Raw genomic sequence first — 20,858 nt, 5'->3', positions numbered from 1 at the left:
CGCGAGTGAGCGCCTTCGTGTGGATCGCCGTGGGATCACTCGCCGCCTGGCTGTGGCTGCTGCTCTGCCAGGGCTTCTTCTGGCGTACGGATGTACGCCTGCCCGCCCGGCGGGAACCGGCGCGCTGGCCGGACGTGTGTGTCGTGGTCCCCGCGCGCGACGAGGCGGCGGTGCTGGCCGACAGCCTGCCGTCACTGCTCGCCCAGGACTATCCGGGCCGGGCGGAGGTCTTCCTCGTCGACGACGGCAGTACGGACGGCACCGGCCGGCTGGCGCGGGAGCTCGCCGAGCGACATGGCGGGCTGCCGCTGACCGTGGACTCCCCGGGCGAGCCCCCGGCGGGCTGGACGGGCAAGCTGTGGGCGGTGCGTCACGGCATCGGCCTGGCACGCGCGCGTGAGCCCGAGTATCTGCTGCTGACGGACGCCGACATCGCCCATGCGCCCGACAGCCTCCGGGAGCTGGTGGCCGCGGCGGACACCGGGGGCTTCGACGTCGTCTCGCAGATGGCCCGGCTGCGGGTGGCGAGCGTCTGGGAGCGGCTGGTCGTGCCCGCCTTCGTCTACTTCTTCGCGCAGCTGTATCCGTTCCGCCGGATCGGCCGGAAGGGGACGCGGACGGCGGCCGCGGCGGGCGGCTGCGTCCTGCTGCGGGCGGAGGCGGCCGAGCGGGCCCGTGTCCCGGACGCCATCCGGCACGCCGTCATCGACGACGTGGCGCTGGCGCGGGCGGTGAAGGGCGGCGGCGGGCACATCTGGCTCGGACTGGCCGACCGGGTGGACAGCGTGCGCCCCTATCCGCGGCTGCACGACCTGTGGCGGATGGTCTCGCGCAGCGCGTACGCGCAGCTGCGGCACAACCCCGTGCTGCTGGCCGGTACGGTCGCCGGGCTCGCGCTCGTGTACCTGGTGCCGCCTGTGGCCCTGGTCGCGGGCGCTGCGGCCGGGAGTACGGCGACGGCGGCGGCCGGCGGCCTCGCATGGCTGGTGATGGCGGGGACGTACGTCCCGATGCTCCGCTACTACCGCCAGCCGCTGTGGCTGGCTCCCCTGCTGCCGTTCACCGCGTTCCTGTATCTGCTGATGACGGTGGATTCCGCGGTGCAGCACTACCGGGGGCGCGGCGCGGCCTGGAAGGGCCGCACCTACGCGCGTCCGGAAGCGGTTTCCGACGAAGGGTGAGCACTCACTTGCGGCCGGGGGTCCAGTTCATGCCCCACCCGTAGGCGTAGTCGACGGTCCGCTGCGGGCTCACCCCACGCTCGGGCACCAGGTAGCGGGCCTCGCGCTGGACGACGAGGTCGCCGCCGTTGTTGGTGATCAGGGCGAGGGCGCAGACCGTCGAGGGGACCGTGCACTCGTCGAGGGAGAAGTCGATCGGGGCGCCGAACTGCGGGGTCAGGGTGACCGTGGCGTGCAGGTCGGCGAAGGAGCGGGCGCCCTCGTAGATGGTCACGAAGACGAGGATGCGCCGGAAGTACTGCTGGTGGTCGAGGCTGACGCTGAGGTTCTCGCCGCTCGCCACGGCGCCGGTGCGGTCGTCGCCGTCGAGGTGGATGAACGGCGGCTGGTGGAGCGCGCCGAAGGCGTTGCCGAGGGCCTGGACGACGCCCTTGCTGCCGTCGCTGAGCTCGTACAGGGCGCACAGGTCGAGGTCGAGGTCGTTGTGCATGGCGACCGGGCGGCCCAGTTTGCTCGCCCACCCCGAGAACTGCTTGCGCACCTCCCAGTTGAGGTTCACGTGCAGGGTGCCGGAGGTTCCGCCCTGCTTGGTCAGCGAGACCGTGGGGGCCGCCTTGGTCAGCGTCACCTTGGAGAGGCTGACCGGGGCGGTGGGCGGCGGCGGTGCCTGCGGCATGGGCGGGGCGGCCGGAGGGGGCATTGTGGCCGCGGGTGCGGGAGCCATGGGCGCCGGGGGTGCGGGGGCCGCGGGGGCCGCCTGCTGGGGTTCGTCCACCGTGATGCCGTAGTCGGTGGCCAGGCCCTCCAGGCCGGTGCTGTAGCCCTGGCCGACCGCGCGGAACTTCCACGCGCCCTGACGGCGGTAGAACTCACCGAGCACGAAGGCCGTTTCGACGCTCGCGCCCGCGCTGTCGAAGCGGGCGGCCACGGCGCCCTGGGCGGCGTCCTTCACCTCGATGTAGAGGTCGGGGACCTGGCCGAAAGCACCGCCGTCCGAGGAGGCGGCGAGGATCACCGTCTCGATCTCGGGCTCCACGCGCGCGAGGTCCACCAGGAGGGTGTCGGTCACCCGGCCGCCGGCGTCCCGCTTGCCCTCGTGGCGGACCGCCCCGGAGGAGTGCTCCGGCTGGTTGTAGAAGACGAAGTCCCCGTCGGAGCGGACCTTGCCGCCGACGAGCAGCAGCGCCGAGGCGTCGGCGTCGGGGACTCCCGGTCCCGAGCGCCAGCCCAATTCGACGCGCAGCGCCGTCGTCGGCACCGGAACATTCGATCCTTTCGGCATTGACATGTCCGCCCCCATCACGTGTCGGCACGCCAGATCGCGCCCCGGCAGTCCATTCGTTTCTGTCGAGGGTCAACCTATTGCCCGGCGCGGCGAAGTCCCATGAGGGGCGCAGAAAGATCGATGGCCAACCGCCGGTAACCCGCCCGGAACTCGGCCTTTACCCGATCTGAACGCCGATCGACGCCCCTTTTTGCCAAGTTCGCTCGCATTGGGGATCCCGAGTCACTGCCGACACGGAAAACAACCCTCTTATCGGTCTCCCCAACCAGCACATCGTGGGCTTAACTTATGTGCCATGACCTCCCCCCGCTCCACTTATGGCGGCGGCTACTACTCCGCCTCCTTCCCGGACACTCCGATCTACGACTCGCTCGTGGCCGAGCGGGGCACCCCGCAGATCGCCCCGATCCGGGTCCCCGCCGCCTACGACATGGGCAGCAGCCACCTGCCCGCGCTCCCGTCGGCTCTGCCCGCCCTCCCGGCAGCCCCGTCCCAGCCCTCGTACGGCTACCCGCAGGCGGCGCAGCCCGCCCCGCTGCAGCAGGCGCCCGCCGCCTACATCCCGCAGCAGGCGTCCGCGCCCCGCGGCTATCCCGGGCCGCAGGCCCAGCAGCCGCGCCCGGTGGCGCCCGGCACGGGCTACGAGGCGATGCGCCCCGCGGCTCCCCGCCCCGCGCCGACGCACTATCAGGACCCGTACAACAACCAGCAGTACCGCGGTTACTGATCTCCCCTCCGGCTCATCGGTGCCTGCTGGCACGATGTGCTCATGGGGAACGCAAAACTGCATTCGATTCATGTCCATCCGGTCAAGGCGTTCCGGGGCACCTCGCTCCCGGAGGCCGACGTGGAGCCCTGGGGGCTGGCCGGAGACCGCCGCTGGGTGGTGATCGACGACGGGGGAAAGGTCGTCACGCAACGCCAGCAGCCGCACCTCGCGAAGGCCGTCGCCGAGCTCCAGCCCGGCGGCGGCCTTCGGCTGTCCGCGCCCGGCATGGAGCCGCTGGCCGTGCCGGTGCCGCGCCCGGTCGGCACCCTGCCGATCCAGGTCTTCCGCGACAAGGTCGAGGCGGTCCTCGCCGAGGACGACGCCGCGCACGCCTGGTGCAGCGCCTACCTCGGCGCCGACGTGCGGCTGGTGCACATGGACGACCCGGCCACCCGCCGGCCCGTCGATCCCGACTACGCGCTGCCCGGCGAGACCGTCAACTTCGCCGACGGCTATCCGGTGCTGCTCACCTCCACCGCCTCCCTCGACGCCCTCAACTCCCTGATCGCCCAGGGTGAGCACGCCGCCGAGGGCCCGCTGCCCATGAACCGTTTCCGGCCGAACGTGGTCGTGTCGGGCACGCCCGCCTGGGCCGAGGACGACTGGTCGCGCATCGCCATCGGCGACGTCACCTTCCGCGCCGCCAGGAAGTGCGGACGCTGCGTCGTCACCACCACCGACCAGACCACCGCCGAACGCGGCAGGGAGCCCCTGTACTCCCTGGGACAGCACCGGCGCATCGGCGGCAGGCTCCTGTTCGGACAGAACCTGGTGCCGCTGACCCGCGGCACGATCCGGGTCGGCGACCCGGTCAGGATCCTCGACTAGCCGAAGATCCCCCGCGAACTTCCGGGTACGGGAACCACCGCCGCGGGGCCGGTCGTTGAGTGAGGCGCGAGCAGTTCATGAGAAGCTCCGGCCGCAGGTGATTTCGCTCTCTCTTCGACCGGGCTCGCGCGTGAACGGCTCCGCGGGGGGTTATCACGGAGCGGGAAGGGGGTGCCGGGACGGTGCGAGCACTCAGCGGACTCTGGCGCTGGCGGCACAACCCACTGCGCCGCGCGACCGATATGGCCGAGGCCTGGCTGGCCCTGGCCACGCTGCTGATCGTGCTGGTCGCGGCCCCCGTGACCGGCGCCCTAGTCGGCGGCCTCGCCCAGGACGCGCTGCAGGAGTCCGTGCGCGAACAGCGGGCCTCGCGCCACCTGGTGACGGCCACCGTGGTCGACGAGGTGGACGGCGGCCCCCTGGACGCCGATCCCGAGGCCGCGGCGGGCCGGGACGTGCGCACCCGCGTCATCGCCGACTGGACCGCCCCGGACGGCACCGGGCGGCACGGCGCGGTCACGGCCGCCCTCGACGACCCGCAGCCGGGCGAACGCTTCACGATATGGACCGACCGTCAGGGCCGCCTGGCGGCCCGCCCGCTGGACTCCGCGACCGCCACGACCCACGCCGTGCTCGCCGGGTTCGGCGCGGCCCTGGTGACCATGGGTCTGGTCGAGACCGCCCGGCGGTTGATCGTCTGGCGCATGGTCCGCCGCCGGTACGCGCGTTGGGACCAGGCCTGGGACCGCGCGGGCCCCGACTGGGGCAGGACGGGCACCGGCAGCTGACAGCCTTCCGTCTCTGGTCAACCCGACGCGTGCGCGCACGCTACGGTGGACCGGCCGAGGTCCTCGGCGACAAACCCGCGTACCACGAGGTGGGGGCACAGCAACGCCATGGCACAGGGCACGGTCCAGGTGACGCACACCGGCACGTCGCGGTGGCGGCGCCGCACGGGTGAGTACGCATCGCTCGCCGCAGCCCTGGAGGCCGCGGCCGACGGTGACGTCCTCACCGTCGCCCCCGGCACCTACCGGGAGAACCTCGTCGTGCAGCGGGCGGTGACCCTGCGCGGCCCCGAGGGCTCCCCCGGCTCGGTGCGGATCGCGCCGGTGGACGGAGTGCCGCTGACCGTGCGGGCCTCGGCGGTGGTCCAGGACCTGCATGTGGAGGGCCAGGACGCGGCCGCGCCCGCCCTGCTCGTCGAGGAGGGCACACCGGAGCTCGTCGACATCCGGATCGTCACCCGGTCCGCGGCCGGCATCGAGGTGCGCGGTGGCGCCCGCCCCACCGTGCGGCGCTGCACGGTCGACAACCCCGCGGGCATCGGCATCGCCGTACTGGACGGCGGGGGCGGGGTGTTCGAGGAGTGCGAGGTCGTCGCGGCCGGCCAGTCCGGCGTCGCGGTGCGCGGCGGGGCGCACCCCCGCCTGGAGCGCTGCCGGGTGCACCACACCTCGGGCGCGGGCCTGAGCGCGACCGGTGAGAACTCCGCGCTGGAAGCGGTCGGTTGCGAGATCTACGAGGTGCGCGGCAGCGGTGTGCAGATCACCGGCCGGGGCACCGGGCACCTCACCGACTGCGATGTGCACCGCACCACGGCGGACGGCGTCACGCTCGACACCGACGCCGTCCTGACGCTGGCCGACTGCCGCATCCACGACATCCCGGAGAACGCGGTCGACCTGCGCTCCCGCTCCGTGCTGACCCTGACCCGCACCAGCGTGCGGCAGTTCGGGCGCAACGGCCTGTCCGTGTGGGACCCGGGCACCCGTGTCGACGCCAACCAGTGCGAGATCTTCGACAGCACCGGCGACTACCCGGCCGTCTGGGTCAGCGACGGCGCGACCGCGGTGCTGGACTCCTGCCGGGTGCACGACGTGCCGGACGCCCTGTTCGTGCTGGACCGCGGCTCGCGCGCGGACGTCGTCGACAGCGACCTGTCCCAGGTGCGCAACACGGCCGTGTCGGTGAGCGACGGCGCCACCGCGCAGCTCGACGACTGCCGCATCCGGGAAGCGGCGACCGGGGCCTGGTTCCGCGACCACGGCAGCGGCGGCACCCTCAACAACTGCTCCCTGGACGGCATGCAGACCGGCGTGATCGTCACCAAGGGCGCCGACCCCACCATCGAGCGGTGCACCGTCGACTCCCCCGCCGAGGCCGGCTTCTACGTCTCCGCGGGCGGCCGGGGCAGCTTCCTCAACTGCCGGGTCACCGGCAGCGCCGGCTACGGCTTCCATGTCCTCGACGGCTGCCGTACGACGTTGAAGAAGTGCCGTACGGAGCGCTGCGCACGCGGCGGTTACGAGTTCGCCGACGGCGGCCCGGACCCGGCGTCCGGGACCGGACCCGTGGTGGAGGACTGCACCAGCGACGAGAGCGGCGGCCTCAGGCAGCCGGCCGCGGCGCACGAGACGGCCGTGCAGACGGCCACCCGGACGCCGGGCCTGCTCAGCTCGGTCCCCGTCCCGCGCGCGAGCGAACCGGAGGCGCCGACGGAACCGGTCCGCACCTCCAAGGACGTGCTCGGCGAACTGGACGCGCTGGTCGGCCTGGACAGCGTCAAGCGCGAGGTGCGCGCGCTCACCGACATGATCGAGGTGGGCCGGCGCCGCCAGCAGGCGGGCCTGAAGGCGGCCTCCGTCAAGCGGCACCTGGTCTTCACCGGCTCCCCGGGCACCGGCAAGACGACCGTCGCCCGGCTCTACGGCGAGATCCTCGCCTCCCTCGGAGTGCTGGCCAAGGGCCATCTCGTCGAGGTGTCCCGGGTCGATCTGGTCGGTGAGCACATCGGTTCCACGGCGATCCGCACCCAGGAGGCGTTCGACAGGGCGCGCGGCGGGGTGCTGTTCATCGACGAGGCGTACGCGCTGTCGCCGGAGGACTCGGGCCGGGACTTCGGCAAGGAGGCCATCGACACGCTGGTGAAGCTGATGGAGGACCACCGGGACGCGGTCGTGGTGATCGTCGCGGGCTACACGGCGGAGATGGAGCGGTTCCTCTCCGTCAACCCCGGTGTGGCGTCCCGCTTTTCCCGCACCATCACCTTCTGCGACTACGACGCCGGTGAACTCCTGCGGATCGTGGAGCAGCAGGCCGAGGAGCACGAGTACCGGCTGACACCGGGCGCCTCGGAAGCCCTGCTGAAGTACTTCACGGCCCTGCCCAAGGGGCCCGCGTTCGGCAATGGCCGTACCGCGCGGCAGACGTTCGAGGCGATGGTGGAACGGCACGCGGGCAGGGTCGCCCAGGTGGCGGAGCCCAGCACGGACGACCTGACCCTGCTCTACGCCGAGGACCTGCCCGAGTCGCCCTGAGCGCCCCCTCCTGAAACCATGGTCGCCGTGACGACGTGACCGCGCAGAGCGCACACACGGAAAGGCACGGTCATGCTGGGAGAGAGCAAGGCATTCAGCGGTTTCTCGGTGGACGACATCGCCAGGGCGAAGGAGTTCTACGGCGGCACCCTCGGCATCAGGGTGTCCGAGGCGCACGGGCTGCTGACCCTGCACCTCGGCGGGGACACGGAGGTGTTCGTGTACCCGAAGGACGATCACACGCCGGCCACGTTCACGATCCTCAACTTTCCCGTGGACGACATCGACAAGGCCGTCGCCGAGCTCGGCGCGCGGGGTGTGACGTTCGAGCGGTACGAGGGTTTCGGGCAGGACGACCAGGGCATTGCCCGCGGCGCCCATGAGGGCCGGGGGCCGGACATCGCCTGGTTCAAGGACCCGGCAGGCAACGTCCTGTCCGTGCTGTCGGGATCGATGTAACGCTCGGTGCGGGCCCGGTGGCTCACGGCTCGGCCCGCGGGACCGGCAGGCCGGGCCGCAGCCGGGCCAGCAGCCGGCGGCGTTCCTCGGCGAAGGCCGGGTCGGCCTGGTAGTCGGAGTGGCCGAGGATCGGCGCGGGCAGCGGATGCAGGTCGGTACGGCCGTACGCCATCGGGTCCTTCAGGGCGTCGCGGTCCACCTCGGGGCCGCAGGCGCCGGGCAGCAGGACCGGGCCGCCGATGGGGTCGGTGGGCCTGTGCAGATTGCGCCAGCAGTCGACCTCGTGGTGCAGGGCGCTGAGCGCGGCCGGGCCGAAGTGGGCCGGGAACCAGCGGCCGTAGAGGCGTTCCAGCGGGGAGCCGTAGGTCAGCAGGGCGACCCGTTTGCGGACGGAGGGCTTCAGCTGCCAGGCGGCGGCCGCGGCGAGCACGCTGCCCTGGGAGTGGCCGGACAGCACGAGCCGGCCGCCGGTGGCGCGGGTCCAGGTCGCCATCCGCCAGGTCAGGTCGGGCACGGCGCGCTCGGCGTAGCAGGGCGGGGCGAAGGGGTGGGCGGCGCGCGGCCAGAAGGTGCCGACGTCCCAGAGGATGCCGATGGTGCGCCGGGCGGAGGCGTCCTTGTAGGCGCGTCGGCCCCAGGTGACGAACAGTATGAAGCCCAGGCCGATCAGCCAGGAGCCGAGGGCCTGCGCGGTCTCCGCGGCGCCTTGGACGAAGTGGTGCGCCGATTCGGCGGCCTCGGCGGGTGTCTCGTCGCTCGCCAGGGCGCCTACGAGGGCGCCCGCGCCCAGCACCAGGGTGGTGGCGGAGACGGCGGCGACGAGGAGGGGGCCCCGGTCGGTGAGGGCGGCCATCGCGCGGGTGCGCGCGATACGGCGGGTGCGCGCGGGGTCCTTGGGTTCGTCCGGGTAGTCGCGTTCGACGACGGCCCGTTCGGCGCGGCCCAGCCGCCAGGTGCGCCGGCCGAGCCACAGGCACACCAGGAGGACCAGCAGCACCAGCGGCGGGATCACGGACGCCTGCCAGGTCAGCACGACCGGCGGTCCGTCGATGGACGCGCCCGTGCCGTCCAGCCAGTCGGCCACCCGCTGGGCGACACCGCCGGACATCACTCCGCCGAGCGCGCAGGCCAGCAGGGCGACGGCGGGCCCGCCCTGGCCGTGCATCGCGGCCCGCGGATCGGGGTGGGTGCGGTGCAGGACATGGGCGATCACACCCAGGACGATGACGAGCAGGCCCTGGGCGAAGGCGAGGGCGCCGAAGGCCGCGTCGCCCGGCAGCCGTCCGCCGGACTCCCACCCCGGGCGCTCCCAGCCTGCGTACACCAGGGTCAGGGCCAGCAGGACGAGCGAGGCGAGCGGCAGACGTCGTACGAGCCGCTGGTCGAGTTCCTGGTCGAGGCGCCGCTCGCTGCGGCCCCGGCGGCAGACCACCCACACCACGACGGCCGCGCCGGCGACGAGTGCGGCCTCCAGGAGGCGGCCCAGGGTGTCGAGGGCCGCCGGGCCGCCGGAGCGGTGGTCGAAGCGCGCCGCCGCGGTGCCGACCGCCGCGGCGACGGTGAGCAGCCCGGCGGCGGTGTGAGCGGCGCGCAGCCGGGCGACCAGGCGGCGGCCGTACCAGAAGCCGGGGCGGCCGAGCGCGGTGCGGTCGGTGTCCTCGTCGGGTCGCCGCTCGTGGGTCAGGGGCTGCTGGGACTCGTAGGCGCTCCAGGTGCGGTGGGAGAGGTACCAGAGCAGGCCGGTGAGGGCGAGGGGGACCAGCGCGGCGAGGGCGAGGCGGCGGCCGGGGCGGCTCCACCAGCCGCCGTCGGAGGCCTCGGGGGTGAGGAAGCCCAGCCAGGAGTGCCGCTCGGCGCATGCGGGGGTGCCCGCGCACTGCCAGGCCGTCAGGTCGAGGGCCACCTCGCAGGCCGCCGCGACCAGCAGGACCGTCAGGGAGAGTCCGGCGAGGCGCACCAGCAGGCCGTACAGGCGGACCGTGCGGGCCCGGCCGCGGGCGCTGGGGCGCATCCAGTGGGCGAGGTTCACCACCATGAACGGCAGGAGCAGCAGCCACAGGGCGCGGGCGCCGTTGCCGGAGGTGAGGTTGCACCAGACGTACGCCTCGGGCACCGGTCTGCCGCGGTGGTCCTCCGGCCGGGACTCGGCGTCGACGTCGTCGGCGCGCCGGAAGACGGCCGCCGTGTCGTCGCCGGTGATCCGCACCGTGCGCGGATCGTCCAGCATCTTTTCGGGTGTGGTGCCCCCGACCCCGTGGACCAGGAGCTCCAGGGCGGTGTCCGCTTCTTCGGTCCGCGGGGCGGTCGAGGCGTCTTCCGGCGCACGCTCCACTGTTCGCACTTCCCCCGTGACGAGCCGTCGGCTTGTGTCCGTGCGGGCACCAGGATCTCCGCTGAGCGGGCGGCGTACACCCCTCGTCACGGAATCTCCCCGATCCGTGTGACAGAGGACGGGTGGGTGACATGCGCGCGTCGGGCCGGTCGGTGGCGCGTCATGTACCACGGCGTGCGAGGATGGGACGCCCGCGCACCGCGATAGGCGAGAATCTCCTTGTCGGAGCAGGTGCGCAGGGCGTGTCGGACGGCCTGAGGCGAAAGGAACCGGAGCGTACGTGAGTGAGAATCAGAACCTCCTCGCGGAGCAGCGGCGCGCCCTGATCCTGGACGAGGTCCGGCGCCGCGGCGGGGTCCGGGTCAACGAGCTCACCCGCAAACTCGGCGTGTCGGACATGACCGTGCGCCGTGACCTCGATGCGCTGGCCCGGCAGGGCGTGCTGGAGAAGGTGCACGGCGGCGCGGTGCCGGTGGTCGAGGCGAGCACCCATGAGCCGGGCTTCGAGGCCAAGTCGGGCCTGGAGCTGACGGCCAAGGAGGACATCGCGCGGGCCGCGGCACAGCTGGTGGCCCCGGGCGCGGCGATCGCGCTGTCGGGCGGTACGACGACGTATGCGCTGGCGCATCAGCTGGTCGACGTGCCCGACCTCACCGTGGTCACCAACTCGGTGCGGGTCGCCGATGTCTTCCATGTCGCGCAGCGCACCTCGGGCCCGCGTCAGGGGGCGGCCACGGTCGTCCTGACCGGCGGGGTGCGCACCCCGTCCGACTCGCTGGTCGGCCCGGTGGCCGACCAGGCCATCGCGGCGCTCCACTTCGACGTGCTGTTCCTCGGTGTGCACGGCATATCGGTCGAGGCCGGGCTGTCCACGCCGAACCTGGCCGAGGCGGAGACCAACCGCCGTCTGGTGCAGTCCGCGCGCCGCGTGGTGGTGGTCGCCGACCACACCAAGTGGGGTGTGGTGGGCCTGAGTTCGTTCGCGGCGCTGGAGCAGGTCGACACGCTGGTGACGGATGGCGGTCTTGCGGCCGAGGCCCGCGCGGAGATCTCGGAGCATCTGCGGCGGGTGATGGTCGCGGGTGAGGCCGAGGCCGAGGAGGGTACAGACAGCTGACGTGTCGTCAGCTAGGGTGACGCCTCCGACCGTCATCCGCCCGGCGCGAAGGGGGTTGCGTCCATGCTCCGCCAACTCCGGCCCGAGGGACACGACTTCGTCGAGTCCGCCCCGGTACGGCTCGTCTTCGCCCGGGAGATCTCCGCACCGCCCGAGGCCGTCTTCCGCGCCCTCGCCGAGGACACGCCCGGCTGGGCGGAGTGGTTCTCGGCGGTGACGCGGGCGCGGTCGATCGAGGACACCCTCCCCGGGCGCGACATCACGCTGCGGGGTGGCATCCGCTTCCTGGAGCACGTTCTCGCGACGAAGAGCCCCGAGGTGTACGCCTACGGCGTCGCCTCGACCAACGCACCGGGCCTGCGGGCACTCGTCGAGGAGTGGCGGCTGGCGCCGGCGGGGACGGGCACGCGGGTGCAGTGGACCTTCGCGGCGGACGGCACGGCGACGTTCCGGTTCCTTCTGAAGTCCGCCCGACCGGGACTCGGGCGTGCCTTCCGCGACGCGGTCAGCGCACTGGACCGGAGGCTGGCCGGTCGGTGAGTCGGGACGGGTGGGGTGTCCCTGCCGCGCGCCCGCTCAGGACGGCCAGACGCCCGTCTCCAGGAGGGACTCGATCGCTGCCGTGTACGGCTCGATGTCCAGGCCCTGCTCGGTGAGCCAGGCATCGGAGTAGTACTTGTCGAGGTAGCGGTCGCCCGGGTCGCACAGCAGGGTGACCACGCTCCCCCGGCGTCCCTCGGCCACCATCTCGGCGACGATCTTCAGGGCGCTCCACAGTCCGGTGCCGGTCGAGCCGCCCGCCTTCCGGCCGATGGCCTGCTCCAGTGCCCGTACGGCGGCGACGCTCGCCGCGTCCGGCACCTTCATCATCCGGTCGATCGCGCCGGGCACGAAGCTCGGCTCCATGCGCGGTCTGCCGATGCCCTCGATGCGGGAGCCGCAGTCGCAGGTGACGTCCGGATCGCCGGTGGTCCAGCCCTCGAAGAAACACGAGTTCTCCGGATCTGCGACACAAATGCGAGTGTCGTGCTGCATGTAGTGGACGTAGCGGGCGATGGTCGCCGACGTGCCGCCGGTGCCGGCCGTGGCCACGATCCACGCCGGCTCGGGAAACCGTTCCAACTCCAGCTGCCGGAAGATGGATTCGGCGATGTTGTTGTTGCCGCGCCAGTCCGTGGCCCGTTCCGCGTAGGTGAACTGGTCCATGTAGTGGCCGCCGGTCTCCACCGCGAGGCGGGCGGACTCCTCGTACATCGTGCGCGGGTCGTCCACGAAGTGGCACTGCCCGCCGTGGAACTCGATCAGGCGGATCTTCTCGGCGCTGGTCGTGCGCGGCATGACGGCGATGAAGGGCACGCCGATCAGCTTCGCGAAGTACGCCTCGGAGACGGCCGTCGAGCCGCTGGACGCCTCGATCACCGGGCGGCCCGGCCTGATCCAGCCATTGCACAGGCCGTAGAGGAAGAGCGAGCGGGCCAGCCGGTGCTTGAGGCTGCCGGTCGGGTGGGTCGACTCGTCCTTCAGATACAGGTCGATCCCCCACTTCTCCGGCAGCGGGAAGCGGAGCAAGTGCGTGTCCGCCGATCGATTTGCGTCGGCCTGCACTTTGCGCACGGCTTCTTTCAGCCAGCCGCGATAGACGACGTCACTGTGGTCGGCATCGAGGGTTGCGCCGGTCCGGGTCTGCTGAGGGGTGCTCACGGCGGGGCTCCTTACGCTTCGCGCCGACGACGCCTCGTGCGGCCGACGCCCCGATCATAAACACCTTCCGCACGCTTCTCACCTGCATAAACACGACTTTGAGCACCTCAAAGACCACCCTGGGGTCAAGCATTCGCGCGCGCCTGGGGGCGCATTCGCACGAGTGCTCCCGCAGATCCCCTGCCCGGGACGCCGTGCGTACTGGTGCTGGACGCCGGGGGCGTGCAGACTGCACCGAACGGGGGCGCACACTGGATCACGACACGAGCCGGACCTCGACCCACGCGGAGCGGCGGTCCGGGACACCGACGCGCACAAGGGGGCGGGGCGGCATGGCGGAGCCGGAGTTCACGGCCACGGGCGTGCGGATCGGGAAGCGGCTGCGCTCGCTCACCCGGGCCGGGCAGGTCCGGATCAGCGGTGGTCGGCTCGAACTGCTCACCAGCTACGGCAGCGAGATCGACAGCGCGCCCGTGCAGGCGGTACGGGCCTCCAAGCCCTGGTTCGCCGCGGACGACCGGGCACTCGCGGACCTCAACGGCAAGCGGTACCTGCTGACGCTGGGCGATCACGACCCGGCACCGGGCGAGCCCGGGCCACCCGCCGCACGCCGGTTCATCGAGGCCGTACGGAAGGCCGCGGGGCGTAGTCACTGAGCCACCGCGAGTTGCGGGGCTTCGTCCCTTGCGTCACGCTGGTTTCACGTCACTCTGGGTTTACCGGCGATAACGCTGCGAACCAGCCCGCCGGCCACGACAGCAGGCGGCCGTTGTACGCAGGCACCCTGCTGGTTCGATCCGAACTCCGTGTTCTTCCGGACCTCTCAAGTCGGGGAGTCGCAGCCGTGATCAGTCACCCAAGCAGGCACTGCACGGTGGAGCTTCAAGCCCTGCCGTCGCGGATCGGCCAGGTCCGCAGAATCCTTTCAGCGCAATTGCGCTACTGGCATCTGGATCCCCTGATAGACCGGGCGGCGCTCGGTGTGACCGAGCTCTTGACCAACGTCCACCAACACGCCCAGCCCGACAAGACGTGCACCGTGGAGATCGAGCTGCTGCTCGACCGGCTCATGGTCTCCGTGCACGACCACGACCCGCGTCTGCCGGTCGTGGAGGACATCGAGGACGTCGCACCGCTCGCCACCTGCGGGCGCGGCCTCGCGATGGTCGCCGCCGTCAGCGAGAGCTGGGGCGTACGACCGGACGGCGAGTCGGGCAAGGTCGTGTGGTTCACGCTGCCGACCCCCGCGTCGGCGCGGGCCAAGGCCGCACGACCGCCGCACCGCGCCACCGCCGAGAAGCCCGTGCACAGGTTCACGGACATCGAACACCGCGTCGACCTGCGCCGCAGGCCGGAACATACTCCCGCCCGGTCAGCCGTTCCCGGCTGACCGGGCGGTGATGCACCTTCTTTGCTCGGTCGCCTGCGGGGCGCTTTTAGCCGGTGTCGAGAGGGCGATCGTGCTCAGCGCTTCGCGCCTCCGCGCGTTCGCCCTCTCGACACCGGCGCGCCCCTTCGGCTCCCTCGGGCCGGTGGCCTTGGGACAGGAGCCCTTGGTGGGCCTGTGCCGATCCTCGGTCGTTCAGTCGTCGTTGGTCCGCGTGTGTGCCGTTACTCGGTGGCTATGGCCCTCAGAATGTCCAGGCGTGCCGCTCGCCTTGCTGGGCGTAGGCCCGCCAGGGCTCCTGCGGTGAGGCCTACCAGGGCCACCGCCAGGAGCTGTGCGGGCGGCATCGCGAAGGCGAAGGCGCTGTCGCTGGCGCCGTCGGAGGCCTTCACGAGGACCCAGCCCAGGAAGGCGCCGAGGGCGAGGCCGCCGGCCGTGCCGAAGGCGGCGACCAGGATGGACTCCCAGCGGACCATGGCCCTCAGTTGGGACCGGGTCTGGCCTACGGCGCGAAGCAGGCCGAGTTCTCGGGTGCGTTCGTGGATCGCCAGGGTCAGGGTGTTGGCGATGCCGAGGAGCGCGATGAGCACGGCGAGGGCGAGCAGGGCGTAGACGAGTGTGAGCATCATGTCGATGGCGCCGGCCGAGGACTCGGCGTACTCGTCGCGGGTCTGGACCTCGGGGTCTCCGTACTGCGCGGCCGTCTTTTCCACTGCGGCCTTGCCCGCGTCCGCGCTCACCCCGTCCTTGAAGGAGACGGCGACCAGGGTGTCGGCGTCCTGGGTGCGGTGGGGGGCCCAGGCGGCGCGGGTGATGACGTAGTCACCGGCGAGTTCCGACTGGCCGTAGACCGCGCGGACCGTGAAGGTCTGCTGCTCGCCGTCGGTGAAGGTGAGCCGGGTTCGGTCGCCTGTGGTCAGGCCTTGGTCCTCGGCTTCGTTCTCGGTGATGGCGATGCCGTCGGTGCCCAGGTCGCTCAGCGAACCCTGGACGGTGCCGAGATCGAAGGTGCGCTCCAGGGCGAGTGGGTCGGTGACGGTCAACGCCCGTCCCTTGCCGTCCACTTCGGCGACTCCGCGGCCGAGTCCTACGGCCGTGTCCACCTCGGGCAGTTGCTGGACCGCGTCGGCGAGCCGGGGGCTCAGTCCGCTGCCGCCCGCGCCGAAGGACGGTGCGCTCACGGCGACGTCGCCCGCGAAGGAGCGGGAGACGGTCTGGTCCATGGTGGCCTTGAGGGATGCGCCGAACACCGTGAACAGGGAGACCACGGCTACGCCGATCATCAGGGCGCTGGCGGTGGCCGCCGTGCGCTTCGGGCTGCGCAGGGCGTTACGGCGGGCGAGTCCTCCGGTGACGCCGCGCAGCCGGTCCAGGGGGCCGCCGAGGATTTGTACGGCCGTTGAGGAGGCGACCGGGCCGAGGACCACGAACGCGGCGAGGGCCAGGACGGCGCCGAAGCCCGCCATCCAGACGGACGGTGAGGCGAGGACGCCGGTGAGGGTCACCCCGATGGCGAGGGCGCCGAGGCCCAGGCCGGTGACGGCGCGGGCGCGGGAGGCGCCGGAGGTGTCGACGGCCGTTTCGCGCAGCGCGGCCAGGGGTGCGGTGCGGCCGGCGCGGACGGCGGGCAGCAGGGCGGAGCCGAGGCAGACCACGACGCCGACCGCGAGCGGCAGTGTCATCGACAGTGCGCTGATCACCAACTCGCCCTCGGGGAAGGGGAATCCGATCGCCGGGAACAGGGCCTGGAGGCCGGCCGCGATGCCGATGCCGCCGGCCAGGCCGGCCAGTGAGGCGAGGACGGCCACGGCGCTCGCCTCGACGAGGGTGGCGGCGGTGACCTGGCGGCGCGAGGCGCCGAGGGCACGCAACAGGGCGTTCTCGCGGGTGCGTTGGGCCACGACGATGGCGAAGGTGTTGTGGATGGAGAACGTGGCGACGAGCAGGGCGATGCCGGAGAAGACCAGGAGGAAGGTGGTGAACAGGGTCAGGAACTGGCCGGAGATCATCTCGGTGTTCTCCTCGGCCGACTCCTGGCCGGTGATGGCCTCGACGCCGCCGGGCAGGACGGATGCCAGGCTGTCGACCAGTTCCTGCTGACTGACTCCGGGTCCGGCCCGCACCTGGATGCTCGCGGCTTCGCCCGGGCGGGCGGTGAGGTACTTCTCGGCGTCGGCCTGGGTCATGCCGGTGAAGGTCACCTGCGCCATGCCGTCCTCGCCGCCGAAGGTCGCGAGGCCGACGATGGTCACCTGGACCGGGTCCGGGGTACGCAGGGTGGTCGTGTCGCCGATCTTCAGGTCGCCGAGTTCGGCGGTTCCGCGGTTGACGACGACCTCGCCGGACTTCTGCGGGGCGCGGCCCTCGGCCAGGCGGTAGGGGTTGAGTTCGGGGTCGCCGATCCAGTTGCCGGCGAGGGTGGGCGGGCCCTGGCCGCCGATGGGGTCGCCGTTCTTGCCGACGAGTTGGCCCGCGCCCTCGATGTTGGGAGCCGCGGCGGCGACGCCGGGGACCTGTTCGACGGTGCTCACCAGGTCCGTGTCGACCGGTTCGCGCACGCCCTCGCTCTCGCCGGGCGTGGTGATGGCGTCGGCGCTGCGGACGACGGCGTCCGTGCCGCTCGTCGCGTTGCCGAACATGGTGTCGAAGCTGGCGCGCAGGGTGTCGCCCATGACGAGCGTCCCGGCCAGGAACGCGACGCCGAGGAACACGGCGGCGAACGTGCCGGCGAACCGGCGCCGGTGGGCGCGCAGGGAGGACAGGCTGAGCCGTACGGAGGTGTTCATGACGACACCTCGAAGGCCTTCATCCGGTCCAGGACCTTGTCGGCGGTCGGGGCGGCCATACGGTCGACGAGGCGTCCGTCGGCGAGGAAGACGACCTCGTCGGCGTGGGCGGCGGCCACCGGGTCGTGGGTGACCATGACGACCGTACGGCCCGTGCGGCGCACCGTCCGGCCGAGCAGGCCGAGGACCTCCTCGCCGGAGCGGGAGTCGAGGTTGCCGGTCGGTTCGTCGGCGAAGACGACCTCCGGCCGGCCGGCGAACGCCCGTGCCACGGCGACGCGTTGCTGCTGTCCGCCGGAGAGTTCGGCGGGCCGGTGGTGGAGGCGGTCGCGCAGGCCTACGACGTCGATGAGGGCGTCGAGCCAGTCCTGGTCGCCCTTGCCGCCCGCCAGGTCCAGGGGCAGCGTGATGTTCTCCGCGACGGTGAGCGTCGGCACCAGGTTGAACGCCTGGAAGACGAAGCCCACGCGGTCGCGGCGCAGCAGGGTCAGTCGGCGGTCGTCGAGGGTGCTGAGGTCGGTGTCGCCGATGTGCGCGGCGCCCGAGCTGAGGGTGTCGAGGCCGGCCGCGCAGTGCATGAGGGTGGACTTGCCGGAGCCCGAGGGCCCCATGATCGCGGTGAAGCGGCCGGCCGGGAAGTCGACGCTCACCCCGTCCAGGGCCCGTACGGTGGTGTCTCCGGTGCCGTACACCTTCACGGCGTCGACGACCCGGGCGGCCGTCCGGGTGGTGGTCGTGACGGTCATGCCGCACCGCCCTTGCCCGTGCGGCCGAACTGCTCGTCCAGGACGGACAGTCGGCGCCAGTACTCGTCCTCGTCGATCTCGCCGGAGGCGAAGCGGTGGCCGAGGACGGAGATCGGCGAGTTGTCGTCGACGACGGGCCGGCGGGGGCCGCCGCGTCCGCGCCACACGGTGCGGCGCAGCAGCGTGACGCCGCCGATCACGACGGCTGCCCAGATCAGCGGGAAGAACAGGATCCACGGGCCGGGCCCGCCGTCGCCGAAGTGCGCGAGGGTCTGCATGTCGAGTCATCTCCCGAGACGGTTCGAAATTGCTCGTGCGGTGATGTCTCGACCTTCGCTCCGGAGGGGGGTCCGGGTCGTCGTACGGGCAGCGGCAGTGGGCGTACCTCCGCGGGAGTAGGTGGGTGGGTTTCGGGGTCTCCTTGTGCCGCAGAGTCCTAGTGGGCGACGGCGGCGGCAGCGAGGAGTGTCGCCGCGGCCAGGCTGCCCCAGAGGGCGGTCGGGCCGTGGGGGGCGAGAGAGGTGATGACCGCCGGGGAGACGGCGAGGCCGAAGCCGGTGGAGAGTTCGAAGCGGGCGAGGGCGCGGCCCAGGGCGTGGGCCGGGGCGAGGTGGGTGACGAGTGCGGTGGCGCTGCCGGCGTAGATGATCTCGCCGAGGGTGCAGACGACGGACACGGCTGCGACGGCCGGGGCGGCCCAGCCGTGTCCCAGTGAGGTGGCCGCGAGGAATCCGAGGTAGGACGCGGTGAGGACTGTGCCGGCGAGGGTCAGCACGGTGGGCCGGGAGTAGCGGGACATCAGGACGGTCACCGGGACCTGCAGGGTGACCACCAGCACGGTGTTGGCCACGAAGATGGCGGCCGACCACACCGGGGATGCGTGCAGTTGGGTCACCAGGACCAGGGGAAGCGCGATTTCGGGAACGTTGAGGCAGAAGACGTAGATCACGTTGGCGGCCAGCAGCGCGCCCATCCGCGGTGCGGGGCCGTCGTCCCCGTTCTTGGCCGGGGCAGCTGCCGGGTGGGCGCGGAGGTGGACGGACCACGCCAGGGCCGCGGCTGTGAGATAGGCGAGCCCGGTGACGGCCGCCAGTGCCTGCAGGGCGGTGGTGCCGCCGGCCAGGCATGCGGTGGCGATGAGCGCGCCCGTGCCCAGGCCCGCGTTGCGCAGGGCGCGGCCTGCCGCGAGAGCGGCGTCGCGTTCCCGGCCGTGGGCGACGGTGGCCACCAGTGCTGCGTGGGCGGCCGGCCATGCCTGGTTGCCGATGCCGAGGAAGAGTGCCGCCGTGGCGAACAGCCAGACGTGCCCCGTCGGGGTGGCCAGCAGCAGGGCCACGCCCAGTACCCGCACCAGCATCGACGCCGCGACGACCGTGCTGCGTGCGCCTCGGTCCAGCCATCGGCCCACCGCGGGCATGCACAGCAGGCCGGCGACGATGGCGACCGTCATGGCGATGCCGGTGACCGGCGCGGACAGGCTGAGCACGGTCACCCCGTAGAGCAGCAGGAAGGGCCGCAGCAGGCCGGTGCCGAGGGCGTCCACGGCCAGGGCGGCGGCATAGCGGGGGCCTCCGGAGGCACGGACTAGGGCACGCGGCCGGATCTTGGTGGTCGTCGTCATGGCTCAAACGGTGCGTTCGGCCGCCGGGCCGGCCACGTGGGTTGACGGATAACGTCAACCCACGCCTGGGGCGGCCGTCGGGTGGGTGATCATGACGGGATGACGTTGAGGATCGACATCAGCGGTCTGCCGTCCGGGCAACTGCGGTTCGCCGCCTCGCCGCTGGCCGAGCTGACCGCGATGCTGCACGTGCTGGCCGAGCCCGGGCATCATCCGCAGCTCGCCGGGTGGGCCGGGGACGTCTGGGCCGGGCTGCGGCCGGAGCTGGCCGAGCGGTTGCGGGAGGCGGATTTCCTCTGGCGTTCCTCGCAGGCCGACTTCCTGATCCCCGGCAGGCCCCGGCAGACCCTCGCCGAGGAGTTGGACGACGTGGACCGGATCGACGACGAGCGGTACGTGACCGCCGCGCTCGTCACCTCGTGCGGCAGCAACCGGGTCCGCTTCGCCGCGCCGTCGCCGTTGACGGACTCGACCGCGCGCGAGTGGGCGCTGGACCTGGCCCAGGCCCGCGGCGCGCGGCAAGAGGCCTTCGCGGAACGGCTGCTCGCCGACCCGGCCGCGGTCCGGGCGCGGGTGCGCGACACCCTCGAACAGTGCGCCGAGGCCTTCTTCGACGCCGCCTGGGCGGGTGTCGCCGGGGAGCTCGCCGCCGATCTGCGGCTGAAGAACGACCTGTTGAAGCGCCAGGGCATCGCGGCGGCGCTCGCCTCGGTCTCCGGGGCGGTCGAACTGGCGCCGGACGGCGACTTCATCATCGTGGACAAGCTGCAGGACAAGGCGGCCTCCGCCCGCGGCTCCGGGGTCACCTTCATCCCGAGTGTCTTCGGCCGCCCGCACCTGGTCGCGGTCCACACATCCGGGTGGCAGCCGGTGGTGCAGTACCCCGTGGCCGAACCGGGTCCGTCGGAACCGGTGTCGCTGGAGACGGTCACGCTGCGGCTGGAGGCCCTCGCGCATCCGGTACGGCTGCGGCTGCTGCGCACCCTGGCCCGCGGCCCGCACACCACCCGTGAGCTGGCCCACGCCTGGGAACTCTCGCCCCCGGAGGTCTCCCGCCACCTCGCTGTCCTGCGCCGCGCGGGCTTGCTCACAACGCGGCGGCACGGCCGTTACGTCCGCTACACCCTCAATCTGCCCGGCCTGACGGCGCTGGGCACCGATCTGCTGGCGGCCGTGCTGCGCTGAGGGGATGCGGTCTGCCGGAACGGAGCTGGGGGGATGCGGTCTGCCGGAACCGAGCTGAGCGGCTCCGGTCCGACGGAACGTGCCGTGGCCCGATCTTGCTGATCTTTGTCCCGCCCGCACGGTTTCGGCCGGGCCGGGCGC

18 protein-coding genes are annotated in these 20,858 nt (G+C 72.4%); 11 read left to right on the top strand and 7 right to left on the bottom strand.

Annotated elements, in window-relative coordinates; genetic code table 11:
* Positions 1–5 precede the first annotated feature (5 nt).
* The gene (locus AB0Q90_RS12285; RefSeq protein ID WP_363160626.1) at positions 6–1,181 is read left to right on the top strand and encodes a glycosyltransferase; all 1,176 of its coding nucleotides are present in this window, start codon (positions 6–8) and stop codon (positions 1,179–1,181) included.
* Positions 1,182–1,185: 4 nt separating this feature from the next.
* On the opposite strand, the gene AB0Q90_RS12280 is transcribed toward AB0Q90_RS12285, so the two are convergent.
* Positions 1,186–2,463, bottom strand: coding sequence for a TerD family protein (locus AB0Q90_RS12280; RefSeq protein WP_363160658.1), 1,278 nt, complete (start codon positions 2,461–2,463; stop codon positions 1,186–1,188).
* Positions 2,464–2,761: 298 nt separating this feature from the next.
* On the opposite strand from AB0Q90_RS12280, the gene AB0Q90_RS12275 reads away from it, so the two are divergent.
* From AB0Q90_RS12275 to AB0Q90_RS12255, 5 genes are all read left to right on the top strand, one after another.
* Entirely contained in the window at positions 2,762–3,193 is a 432-nt protein-coding gene (locus AB0Q90_RS12275) for a DUF6643 family protein (RefSeq protein WP_363160625.1), read from the top strand.
* A gap of 42 nt (positions 3,194–3,235) precedes the next feature.
* Positions 3,236–4,063, top strand: coding sequence for an MOSC N-terminal beta barrel domain-containing protein (locus AB0Q90_RS12270; protein WP_363160623.1), 828 nt, complete (start codon positions 3,236–3,238; stop codon positions 4,061–4,063).
* A 182-nt stretch (positions 4,064–4,245) separates the two neighbouring features.
* On the top strand, positions 4,246–4,851 hold the full coding sequence (locus AB0Q90_RS12265; RefSeq protein WP_363160622.1) for a hypothetical protein: 606 nt from the start codon (positions 4,246–4,248) through the stop codon (positions 4,849–4,851).
* Between the two features lie 108 nt (positions 4,852–4,959).
* The gene (locus AB0Q90_RS12260) at positions 4,960–7,383 is read left to right on the top strand and encodes a right-handed parallel beta-helix repeat-containing protein (protein WP_363160621.1); all 2,424 of its coding nucleotides are present in this window, start codon (positions 4,960–4,962) and stop codon (positions 7,381–7,383) included.
* 72 nt (positions 7,384–7,455) lie between these two features.
* Positions 7,456–7,842 carry a VOC family protein gene (locus AB0Q90_RS12255; RefSeq protein WP_363160620.1) on the top strand — a complete coding sequence of 129 codons (387 nt, stop codon included), beginning with the start codon at positions 7,456–7,458 and terminating at the stop codon, positions 7,840–7,842.
* 22 nt (positions 7,843–7,864) lie between these two features.
* On the opposite strand, the gene AB0Q90_RS12250 is transcribed toward AB0Q90_RS12255, so the two are convergent.
* Positions 7,865–10,174 carry a hypothetical protein gene (locus AB0Q90_RS12250; protein ID WP_363160619.1) on the bottom strand — a complete coding sequence of 770 codons (2,310 nt, stop codon included), beginning with the start codon at positions 10,172–10,174 and terminating at the stop codon, positions 7,865–7,867.
* A 280-nt stretch (positions 10,175–10,454) separates the two neighbouring features.
* Here AB0Q90_RS12250 and AB0Q90_RS12245 point away from each other — a divergent pair, with 280 nt between their 5' ends.
* Together AB0Q90_RS12245 and AB0Q90_RS12240 are read left to right on the top strand one after the other, a co-directional pair.
* Positions 10,455–11,291 carry a DeoR/GlpR family DNA-binding transcription regulator gene (locus AB0Q90_RS12245; protein WP_363160618.1) on the top strand — a complete coding sequence of 279 codons (837 nt, stop codon included), beginning with the start codon at positions 10,455–10,457 and terminating at the stop codon, positions 11,289–11,291.
* 63 nt (positions 11,292–11,354) lie between these two features.
* The gene (locus AB0Q90_RS12240) at positions 11,355–11,831 is read left to right on the top strand and encodes an SRPBCC family protein (protein ID WP_363160617.1); all 477 of its coding nucleotides are present in this window, start codon (positions 11,355–11,357) and stop codon (positions 11,829–11,831) included.
* A 36-nt stretch (positions 11,832–11,867) separates the two neighbouring features.
* Here AB0Q90_RS12240 and AB0Q90_RS12235 read toward each other — a convergent pair whose 3' ends face one another.
* Positions 11,868–12,992, bottom strand: coding sequence for a PLP-dependent cysteine synthase family protein (locus AB0Q90_RS12235; protein ID WP_363160616.1), 1,125 nt, complete (start codon positions 12,990–12,992; stop codon positions 11,868–11,870).
* Positions 12,993–13,324: 332 nt separating this feature from the next.
* Between AB0Q90_RS12235 and AB0Q90_RS12230 the strand changes: the two genes are divergently transcribed.
* The gene (locus AB0Q90_RS12230; protein ID WP_363160615.1) at positions 13,325–13,648 is read left to right on the top strand and encodes a hypothetical protein; all 324 of its coding nucleotides are present in this window, start codon (positions 13,325–13,327) and stop codon (positions 13,646–13,648) included.
* A gap of 188 nt (positions 13,649–13,836) precedes the next feature.
* Positions 13,837–14,382 carry an ATP-binding protein gene (locus AB0Q90_RS12225; RefSeq protein ID WP_363160614.1) on the top strand — a complete coding sequence of 182 codons (546 nt, stop codon included), beginning with the start codon at positions 13,837–13,839 and terminating at the stop codon, positions 14,380–14,382.
* A 221-nt stretch (positions 14,383–14,603) separates the two neighbouring features.
* Here AB0Q90_RS12225 and AB0Q90_RS12220 read toward each other — a convergent pair whose 3' ends face one another.
* The 4 genes from AB0Q90_RS12220 to AB0Q90_RS12205 form a co-directional block, all read right to left on the bottom strand.
* Positions 14,604–17,165, bottom strand: a complete 2,562-nt coding sequence (locus AB0Q90_RS12220; protein ID WP_363160613.1) for an ABC transporter permease — start codon at positions 17,163–17,165, stop codon at positions 14,604–14,606.
* On the bottom strand, positions 17,162–17,911 hold the full coding sequence (locus tag AB0Q90_RS12215) for an ABC transporter ATP-binding protein (RefSeq protein WP_363160612.1): 750 nt from the start codon (positions 17,909–17,911) through the stop codon (positions 17,162–17,164). Before AB0Q90_RS12215 ends, AB0Q90_RS12220 begins: the two co-directional genes overlap by 4 nt.
* A complete protein-coding gene (locus AB0Q90_RS12210; protein ID WP_363160611.1) occupies positions 17,908–18,189 on the bottom strand; it encodes an SHOCT domain-containing protein in 282 nt (93 codons plus the stop codon). Before AB0Q90_RS12210 ends, AB0Q90_RS12215 begins: the two co-directional genes overlap by 4 nt.
* Before the next feature lie 158 nt (positions 18,190–18,347).
* Positions 18,348–19,532 carry an MFS transporter gene (locus AB0Q90_RS12205; RefSeq protein WP_363160610.1) on the bottom strand — a complete coding sequence of 395 codons (1,185 nt, stop codon included), beginning with the start codon at positions 19,530–19,532 and terminating at the stop codon, positions 18,348–18,350.
* A 99-nt stretch (positions 19,533–19,631) separates the two neighbouring features.
* Here AB0Q90_RS12205 and AB0Q90_RS12200 point away from each other — a divergent pair, with 99 nt between their 5' ends.
* Positions 19,632–20,717, top strand: coding sequence for a DUF5937 family protein (locus tag AB0Q90_RS12200; RefSeq protein WP_363160609.1), 1,086 nt, complete (start codon positions 19,632–19,634; stop codon positions 20,715–20,717).
* Positions 20,718–20,858 lie beyond the last annotated feature (141 nt).

This window comes from Streptomyces sp. NPDC079141, from assembly GCF_040686775.1.
GTDB lineage: Bacteria > Actinomycetota > Actinomycetes > Streptomycetales > Streptomycetaceae > Streptomyces.
This window is presented reverse-complemented; position numbering and strand designations above follow the sequence as displayed.

Bases quoted from the DNA above. Each gene is read 5' to 3' on its own strand.
- AB0Q90_RS12275 (WP_363160625.1), top strand. From the start codon at position 2,762: ATGACCTCCCCCCGCTCCACTTATGGCGGCGGCTACTACTCCGCCTCC.
- AB0Q90_RS12260 (WP_363160621.1), top strand. From the start codon at position 4,960: ATGGCACAGGGCACGGTCCAGGTGACGCACACCGGCACGTCGCGGTGG.
- AB0Q90_RS12270 (WP_363160623.1), top strand. From the start codon at position 3,236: ATGGGGAACGCAAAACTGCATTCGATTCATGTCCATCCGGTCAAGGCG.
- AB0Q90_RS12200 (WP_363160609.1), top strand. From the start codon at position 19,632: ATGACGTTGAGGATCGACATCAGCGGTCTGCCGTCCGGGCAACTGCGG.
- AB0Q90_RS12215 (WP_363160612.1), bottom strand. From the start codon at position 17,911: ATGACCGTCACGACCACCACCCGGACGGCCGCCCGGGTCGTCGACGCC.
- AB0Q90_RS12280 (WP_363160658.1), bottom strand. From the start codon at position 2,463: ATGCCGAAAGGATCGAATGTTCCGGTGCCGACGACGGCGCTGCGCGTC.
- AB0Q90_RS12210 (WP_363160611.1), bottom strand. From the start codon at position 18,189: ATGCAGACCCTCGCGCACTTCGGCGACGGCGGGCCCGGCCCGTGGATC.
- AB0Q90_RS12205 (WP_363160610.1), bottom strand. From the start codon at position 19,532: ATGACGACGACCACCAAGATCCGGCCGCGTGCCCTAGTCCGTGCCTCC.
- AB0Q90_RS12240 (WP_363160617.1), top strand. From the start codon at position 11,355: ATGCTCCGCCAACTCCGGCCCGAGGGACACGACTTCGTCGAGTCCGCC.
- AB0Q90_RS12230 (WP_363160615.1), top strand. From the start codon at position 13,325: ATGGCGGAGCCGGAGTTCACGGCCACGGGCGTGCGGATCGGGAAGCGG.
- AB0Q90_RS12255 (WP_363160620.1), top strand. From the start codon at position 7,456: ATGCTGGGAGAGAGCAAGGCATTCAGCGGTTTCTCGGTGGACGACATC.
- AB0Q90_RS12220 (WP_363160613.1), bottom strand. From the start codon at position 17,165: ATGAACACCTCCGTACGGCTCAGCCTGTCCTCCCTGCGCGCCCACCGG.